Annotated in this window: 8 protein-coding genes, 1 pseudogene and 1 riboswitch; of the genes and pseudogenes, 4 read left to right on the top strand and 5 right to left on the bottom strand. The window is 44.5% G+C overall.

Annotated features, from left to right (window positions below):
• From AZ66_RS23770 to AZ66_RS23755, 4 genes and pseudogenes are all read right to left on the bottom strand, one after another.
• Positions 1-202, bottom strand: a pseudogene (locus AZ66_RS23770) (MFS transporter); the annotation flags it as partial.
• 2 nt (positions 203-204) lie between these two features.
• Positions 205-684 (bottom strand): DUF6530 family protein, encoded by a 480-nt coding sequence (locus AZ66_RS23765; protein WP_044357121.1) that lies wholly within the window; start codon positions 682-684, stop codon positions 205-207.
• A gap of 368 nt (positions 685-1,052) precedes the next feature.
• The gene (locus AZ66_RS23760) at positions 1,053-1,607 is read right to left on the bottom strand and encodes a GNAT family N-acetyltransferase (RefSeq protein ID WP_044357119.1); all 555 of its coding nucleotides are present in this window, start codon (positions 1,605-1,607) and stop codon (positions 1,053-1,055) included.
• Positions 1,608-1,647: 40 nt separating this feature from the next.
• Positions 1,648-2,739, bottom strand: a complete 1,092-nt coding sequence (locus AZ66_RS23755) for a hypothetical protein (RefSeq protein ID WP_044357118.1) — start codon at positions 2,737-2,739, stop codon at positions 1,648-1,650.
• Positions 2,740-3,073: 334 nt separating this feature from the next.
• On the opposite strand from AZ66_RS23755, the gene AZ66_RS23750 reads away from it, so the two are divergent.
• Together AZ66_RS23750 and AZ66_RS23745 are read left to right on the top strand one after the other, a co-directional pair.
• Entirely contained in the window at positions 3,074-4,009 is a 936-nt protein-coding gene (locus AZ66_RS23750) for an aldo/keto reductase (protein WP_044357117.1), read from the top strand.
• Positions 4,010-4,164: 155 nt separating this feature from the next.
• The gene (locus AZ66_RS23745; protein WP_044357116.1) at positions 4,165-4,827 is read left to right on the top strand and encodes a winged helix-turn-helix domain-containing protein; all 663 of its coding nucleotides are present in this window, start codon (positions 4,165-4,167) and stop codon (positions 4,825-4,827) included.
• Positions 4,828-4,883: 56 nt separating this feature from the next.
• Here AZ66_RS23745 and AZ66_RS23740 read toward each other — a convergent pair whose 3' ends face one another.
• Positions 4,884-6,167, bottom strand: a complete 1,284-nt coding sequence (locus AZ66_RS23740; RefSeq protein ID WP_231587011.1) for a lytic polysaccharide monooxygenase — start codon at positions 6,165-6,167, stop codon at positions 4,884-4,886.
• A gap of 424 nt (positions 6,168-6,591) precedes the next feature.
• Positions 6,592-6,764: riboswitch (M-box (ykoK) riboswitch) on the top strand.
• Between the two features lie 143 nt (positions 6,765-6,907).
• On the opposite strand from AZ66_RS23740, the gene AZ66_RS23735 reads away from it, so the two are divergent.
• Together AZ66_RS23735 and AZ66_RS23730 are read left to right on the top strand one after the other, a co-directional pair.
• Positions 6,908-7,639: a response regulator transcription factor gene (locus AZ66_RS23735; RefSeq protein ID WP_044357114.1), complete on the top strand. Its 732-nt coding sequence runs from the start codon at positions 6,908-6,910 to the stop codon at positions 7,637-7,639.
• Positions 7,639-8,356 (top strand): HAMP domain-containing protein (locus AZ66_RS23730; protein ID WP_231587010.1); only part of this gene is annotated, 718 nt, incomplete at its 3' end. The genes AZ66_RS23735 and AZ66_RS23730, both read left to right, overlap by 1 nt.

The following is an 8,356-nucleotide window of genomic DNA, read 5'->3' as shown; positions in this document are numbered from 1 at the left end:
ATCGGTCGGCAAAGGTTCCGCCAATTAGTCCGAATAGAAAAATCGGAGCAAATTCCGCAACGGAAATCAGCGATACATAAATCGGATTATTGTTCGTCAATTCGGTAACATACAACAGAACCGCATAATTCCGGATCCAAATTCCGAGTTGCAGCAGTACCCGGGAGAGGATAACGGTTCGAACATATCGATTGGACAACATCGTCAATACCCCATATCCTTTAGTATTTTGGATAAATTGCGAAGGCGCTCACTAATCATTTCGTCGTTGTCACTCAGCGCCTGACTGAACAGTTTAATGTCCTCATTGATTCGCTCATTATCCGTATCAATTGCCACGGTCATGGCATCTCCTTGCAGGCCAATCCGATCGATAACAGGTTGTTGCGGGTCATACAAATGCTCAAACCGGTATGCTTCGTGGAAATGAGCTACAGAGCGGCAAATCAAAATGGATAAATCAAGCACACGATGGAGGGGAAGTTCCTCCGAATTCTGCGACCATCTCTCTCCCGTATGTCTCCATACCTTAGCAGAAAGTTCGACCTTGCCTTTGTCATTCCGCTGAACCAATCCCAGGGAAAGACCTTTCACATCTGTGTTTCTGGCGAAGGGGCCATCAACTTGCTCATAATGATTCGACACGACAACAGGCTTGTGTGTTAACGTAGCAGGTATTTTCATCTTCTCCCTCTTTCCAATTTTTTATTTACTAAATTACTAATTTACTAATTTACTAAAATTACTGCTTCAGTTTATATTGGATCTCGTCAGGAGTCAATCTTTTTTAAAGCCTGTTTCTTTAAAATCCGCGTTTGACTGCATGGTAAGAATGAAAAAGAGGAGCTGTTCGTTATGAATATCGTGTCGTAAAGATGAGATGAAGAATAGGGGAGAACTCGTATGGGGCAAGATCGTTCCAATAGTGAAAGTGGAGGAATGAAATAGTAGATGTGTGAAGCTAAAAACATAACAAAAAAGCTGCGGACAGTAGATCACTACCGCCCAACAGCTCTTGTAAAGAACGTATAAGTTATGAATTCGTCGTTCCCTTATCTCAAGTATATTGTCTCATACTCTTCTTTCGTCATACCGAAATACACCTCATCGTGATACTTTCCATTGGTGTAAATCATGCTGCGCAGTCTGCCTTCTTGGATGAAACCAAGCTTGCGATGCAAGTTCATAGAAGCTTCGTTGAAGGAATAAATGCAAACGGTTGCTTTTTGATACCTCAGCTCGAAGAAATAATGCTTCAAAACGGTTAGGATCATATCACTTGCGTAGCCCTTGCCCCGATAAGCAGGTAATACGGAAATCGCATAATCGAAGGTCCCGTTTTTTGGGTCGCAGCCATCGACCTCAACGGTACCGACAAGGTCTCCGTGTTCGGCATCCTCGGCGATCCAGTAGAAATCATGGCTATTTTCCGAAGCTCCCTGCGAAATTTGTTCGATCCATTCTTCCAATTGCGCTTGTGTCCGTGGAAATGCAATCGAGTCCAAATTTTGCAGTATGCTGTCATCCAAACTGTCGAATATGATGATATCATCTGCAACAGGTGCACGAAACCGAATACGCTTGCCTTTCCAATACGAAATCTCCATTCGTAAATTACCTCATTTCGATTAGATGGAATAGAATAAGTTATCTTCTTGTTATTCGGTTTATCTTCTTTTTCTCCTTTACTATTTTCATTTTATAAAAACGCATGTCTTTCTTTTTTGGGAGGACTTCACTGCATGCGTATGCCTTTTTTAATAGGTTTAAGTAACAAGCGTTCGTGCGGCTGATCATCCACTTCCCATTTTCATAGCAGAGGAGTGCAGTCGTCATTTCCTGTTCTTTGCTCAAGCCAAGACAGATATCAAACCAGGCTTCACACATTGATCTACCCAGTCCGGTTTCCTGCCAACTATCAAAATGGGATAAGAGTTGTTTCCATAGCTGCGCAGTCTCATAAGCCTCAGCATAATCGTTATTCATCACGCGCAGTTCAGTAATATCAAGGAGTGCAGAAGCCTTATCTCTTGGGTCATTAATAGAATCTAGTTCCTTTTGTTTATAATAGATGGCCTTCTCATAATTTCCGATTTCTTTGGCACGATAATATAAGGTTGTGGTGCTAGCTTCAGCGTCCTGTTCAAGAATGGCAAACAGTCGTGCTGCCTCTTCAGCATCCTTAAAATCGATTGCCCGAGACAACAGACTATCTGTTGATTCTTTATCAATGCTGTCTGGGAACCAGAGGGCCATTCTTTGCATAAATGATTCGATATCCTGCTCTGTATAGAGGGTTCTCAATTTATCCTTGCGTTCGTAAAGGTAGCTGTTCGATTCCGTAAGTCCAACTTCCTCTATGTATGTACACGTTTGTTCCACTCCAACCGAGAAGATAAATTCGTCAAAATATCCGCAATACGTATCGAAATTTGCGGATTTTGCTTTTTCAAATATCCAAACATTTTCGAGCTTGCGGAATTTGGCCAGCAAATAAGAGAGGAGCAGCAAGGAATCCCCGTATCCTTGGAATGAATCATGGGTACGACTCTCCACTTCATTTTCCATCAAATATCGGATAAAATCATAATCTTCCTCTCTCCAATCATACTGAAGCGCAACCGCAGCCGCATATCGTTTCCAATAATTTGCGTCAGAATCCTCATATTCGAACTCTTTCCATAGCGCCTTGGAATTTCTGAACGCCTCGATATTTCGCATAATTTCTTTGGCTTCCAACAAGCAACCCTCCATGTATCCATGTGATTGTAAAGGATGAATGATATATATCATTCTTATATCCACTTCAATACCTATCCTTTATCTTAACAAAAATTAAGGGGAAGCTTAACGTCTGAATCAAGACAGATGCTGCTGAGATTGATAACGTTATAGGTGTCAGAACGAACTGCTCACTGCTTAACGGCTAAAAAACAGCCCGATCAGCGCTAACGATCATTGCTATTATTGTGGCCCTGCATGGTTGGAGAAAAGATACAGTCGTCAATGAAGTAGCAAAAGCAGCTTAACTGTATTCGTGACAAAACGATAGTTCAGAAAAGAGGAGATTCGAATGAAATATACTACGTTAAAGAAAACTTCCATCCAAATATCGGAGATTGGATTCGGAACTAATGCAGTAGGTGGGCATAACAATTACGCCAATGTAAATGAAGATATCGGGAAACAAACGGTTCGAGAAGCTATTGAGCAGGGAATTACCTTGCTAGATACAGCAGATGCCTATGGGTTCGGGCGGTCGGAGGAGTTAATTGGGGAGGTCATTCAAGATTGCCGGAACAATCTTGTACTAGCAACCAAAGGGGGAATCGAGAAGCTAGACAACGGCAGCATACGCTTCAATAATCATCCCCACTATCTAAAAAATGCTGTGGAAGCAAGCATGAAACGGCTTCAGACGGATTATCTCGATATCTATTATATTCACTTTATCGATGAGCGCATTCCGCTAAGTGAAGCAATTGGCGAGCTTACTCGTCTGAGAGAGGAGGGAAAGATTCGTGCAATCGGTATTTCCAATGCGACGGTTGATCAAGTGAAGGAAGCGAATGCAACGAATGCAATCAGTGTATTGCAAAGCCCATACCATATGCTCGATCGTTCTGCAGAGGAGGAGCTACTTCCATACTGTCTTGACCACGATATTTCGTTTATTCCTTATGGACCTCTTGCGTTCGGAATATTGGGTGGAAAATACAAGCCTGATATGACACTGGATGATGGGGATTGGCGAAAGGACTTAGAACTGTTCCAGCCAGATGTGTTCACGCAGCATCTTGCCCGCGTAGAGAAATTGAAGGCAATCGCAAGTGAACAGCAGCTTACGCTGCCGAATCTCGCACTTGCTTGGCTGCTCCATCAACCAGGCGTGGATGCGGTCATTCCTGGCGGGAAGCGAGTAGAACAGATTCATGACAATGCAGCGGCGAGCGGCATTCAGCTTCCTGCGTCAACATGGAATCATATCAAACTCGTTCTCGAAGGATAACGGATTATAACAGATATATGAACAAGCCCTGCCAATCATGTTGGAGGGCTTGTATTTGTATATTGGATTCACAATTTACATTGCTTCTCTCCCTATATACAATAGAACCAGACGCTTCTATGCGAACAAGGGAATGATGAAGAGAGGGAAGCGATATGGAATTATCCGTGTATACGAACAACCAATTTTTCTATACATATGTAAGACGTCTATTCGGCGACAGAATGAAGCTGACTCATATTGAGGACTGCCATCGATTCCGTGAAGTAATTGCCCAGGCAACTTCCCGCAGCGTATTCTTATTAGATTCAAATCAGATCGAGAATGATACGTGTTTCACTCGCATGATGACAGAGACTAAGGTTCCTATCATGATTGTGAATCCACAAGAGAAGGACACCTTGAAGAAGATCATGATGTGGGAACAATCCATATCCGGAATGCTAGGTGTAGATATCGTGGAAGAGCCGATCATGCGGAGTCACGCGAAAGAGATTGATGGAGCAGTTGTGCTGGGTGATAAGCACACTCTATTTCACATCGCGAATCACTCCATTCAGAAGCAAGGAGAAGAAAAGGTCTTATCGACGCTGGAATTCAAGCTCCTCTATCATTTAGTACATCAAGACGAGCAACCAATATCAGCGCAGGAGCTTGCTGATCAACTGGATACCTCCGAGGGTGTTCTCTACATTTACATCAAGAAAGTTCGCGAAAAAATTGAAGCAGACCCAAGTCATCCGACCATTCTGCAGCATCTTAGAGGCAGAGGATATGTACTTCACCAATCTAGAAGCATGGAGTCTGTCATACGATAACTGGCCCCTGACGAGTCAGGGGCTCCTGTCTATGCTACCTTAAGATAGACAGCGAATTACGATTTCAATAACCATAATGCAGGAACATTTGGCGGCTCCCATCCTACAAGAGACGTATGGGCAACAAGCGCCGCATAGGTTTTACCGTTATAAGTTACGAGCGCGCCAGCCGCATAGGAGGTATTGGCTGCCCACGGTGTGGCCGTTGGGGCGGGCGCTGTTGTGACGCTTACTGCATTGCTGCTCGGCGACACATTGCCGGCGGCATCATAAGCAATGACCGTGAATGTATAAGCGGTATTTGCCGTAAGCCCTGTTACTGTATACGTCACCCCATTTGTGTTAGCTACCAAGGTCGATCCGTTATAAACGCGGTATCCAGCCACGCCTACATTATCCGTTGATGCTGTCCAAGACAGCTTCACGCTCGTAGCAGTAATATTCGAAGCGGTTAATTGGGATGGGGCAGTTGGTGGATCCGTATCCGGCTGCGGTGCTGACGTCTTGAAGGATACGGCGTTGCTGCTAGTGGATTCATTGCCTGCGGCATCGACGGCTCGCACCGTATACGAATAGGTTGTATTCGGCGTAAGTCCCGTTAGCGCGTATGTTAAAGTGGTTCCATTCGTCGATCCAACGAGTGTGGAATCTTTATAAATGTTATACCCCGTTACGCCTACGTTGTCGGTAGAAGCATTCCAAGATAATTTGGCGGTATACGCCGTAACGTTCGATACGGCAAGATTCGATGGCGCCGTAGGCGGGGTCGGATCGACAGGGGAACCGCCGCCGAAGTTCACATCAATGACATTATAGAACGCGTTTGCGGTGTCAGCAATTTCCCACACGGCAAGGATTACTTGGTATCCCGTCCGGCTTGGAACATTGCATGTGTCGGAGTAAGAATGTGGAGGCTGCTTTCCTTTATAATCCACGTTGCAGAACGGAGTCAAGTCGAAGGAGGCGCGGCTAAGCGGCGCATTCGGATTCCAATCCTGCTTCGTAATATAATATTTCCAGCTAGTTGTAGCGTGGTTAGCTTCAATTGTCCAATGGAACGTAGTCGTTCCCGGGGTAATGTTCACCTTGCTCCAGCGCGTTGCCGATTGTTGATCAAGCTCTGGAAATGCACCGTTAGCACTGGCGATTTTGCCGTCAGCCGGCCCCGCGGCTGGAAACCCCTTATATGCTTCCAAGCTTTGCGGCTCATAAATGATAAATCCACAGTTCTTGTTCACCTTCTTCGCGCACAGATCAGCCCGGCTGCTGGGAGAGTCAATGTAACCGTGTGCTAATACAGTCCCCGAGAACAAGAGCGTGACAATGAACATCGTGAGCATGATTCCACCTGTAACCAACCATTTGCGCATTCCTGCGTTCCACGTACACGTTACTGTCAAAATCATATTCCTCCTTCAAATGAGCATAATGTTACAACTATTGCTAATTCGTGTTGTTGTAGATTAGCGAAGCTACACCTTCTTTCCTGGCATTGGATATTCCCAGTGCAAAGTATTGTATAAATACTCAAGATGAGTCTATACCGGATGAAAAAGGATCTCATCGTCAGAACACAGAAAAATGTATACGCTTTAACTATGAGGATGATGAAAAGAAAATTTTTTAATTGTGATCGAAACTTCCTTCAAGTCAAGTACAGCCTCATTCTTTGGATGTTCTAAATCGAGATCAATCCAATTTGAAAGCTTGTCCGTTCGCTTCATTGACAGTTTCGGACATTGAAGGTAAGATGCAGGAAGATGAATATGTCCTCGTTAGGTGAGGCTCCTATACGAATACAGGCCACTGCCCGGAAACATCGAGAGATGCCAATGGGTAGAACAGGGATTGCCGGATTAAGGCTTTTCATAATGTGGCTAAGAAGCGGCAAGCTTCTTTACGTTGTATAGTGCCAAAACTGTACCAGGGGGAATGAAGCTTATCTGAATTGTGCGCAGCTGCAGCAACTATTCTCAATACTAGCTCTCCCATTTGGTAGGGAGGGCTTTTTGCTATGTTTAGCACCATACTTTCGCGCAAATTACGTCCGTATATCGTTACCAAAGGAGGATAAGCTGAGATGAACAAATCGGAAAGCACAATGGAAGTAAAGGGAGCCGTCCGCAATCACGTGCTCGTGGTAGAGGATGACCATCATATACGGCGTTTTATTTCGATTAATCTGGAGCGGAACGGCTTTCAAGTGGCAGAAGCTGCGGTGGGCAGTGAGGCAATGATGCAATTTACAACGAATCGACCAGATGCTGTCATTCTCGATATAATGCTGCCTGATATGGAAGGCTTCGAGATATGCCGGCAAATCAGAGATGTGGATTCCGAAGTTGTCATCATCTTCCTGACAGCGAAGGGACTGGATTTCGACAAAATTAAAGGGTTAGAGCTCGGTGCAGATGATTATATCGTGAAGCCGTTCAACCCGCTGGAACTTGTTGCAAGAATCAACACGGTATTGCGGCGCTCTAATCAGTCCTCACATGTAACCAGTAGAATTATTGAGTCAGGGCCAATTACCTTAGACAAGGATGCGAATAAAGTATGTAAGCATGGGATGAAGATCGAGATGACTCCGAAGGAGTATGGCATGATTAAGGCATTTCTTGAACATCCCGACAAGGCATTATCGCGCGATGAATTATTGAATTTAGCTTGGGGAGAGGATTTTGTCGGTGATCCGAAGACGGTCGATGTCCACGTTCGCAAGCTGCGCGAGAAGATTGAGGATGATAGTTCGAATCCGAGACGAATTGAGACGGTATGGGGGATGGGCTACCGCTGGAAGAGAGGCGAATAGTGATAGGTATCCAGCAGAGATTAGTAGGCAGCTATTTAGCTGTTATATTAATAACGGTATGTATCTTAGAAGTCATCTTGATTACGTCAGTGAACTATTATTATCACTACAATGTAGAACGAGCGCTCATTAATCAAGCGGAGATCTCAGCCGCCTTTTTCCAGCAATATTTTGCTGAGGAAGAAGTAACAGAACAATCGGAGAAGCTCGTACGAGCTTTCTCCCAACATACTTCTGCACAGGTGCAGATCATGGATGCTGCTGGACACATCATTCAAGATTCATATGGTACGAATGCAGGCAAAGAGATCATTCATTACACCGATGTACAGCAAGCTGCTGATGGAGAGGTAGGCACTTGGCGCGGTTTTGATGATGACACCAATGAGCATATTGTTTCGGTATCCTATCCGCTCCAATCCGAAGGCAAGACTGTTGGAATTGTCCGCTTTATTAGCTCATTGACCGGTACAATCGATGCTGTCCGCTATATTTCCATCTTGTTCATATTGGCAGGAGTACTTGTTGTTTCCATTGTAGCTATACTTAGTATTTTTCTATCTCGAACCATTACGGGGCCTATCCGTGAATTAAAAAAAGCAGCGGAAGTCATGGCAGATGGCAATTTCTCAATCCGCGCGAAAAAGATGTACCGGGATGAAATAGGCACACTAGCAGACACGATGAATGCAATGGCTTCACGAATTAGCCGCAATG

It is taken from the genome of Paenibacillus sp. E194, from assembly GCF_000935845.1.
Taxonomy (GTDB): Bacteria; Bacillota; Bacilli; order Paenibacillales; family Paenibacillaceae; genus Paenibacillus_B; species Paenibacillus_B alvei_B.
This window is presented reverse-complemented; position numbering and strand designations above follow the sequence as displayed.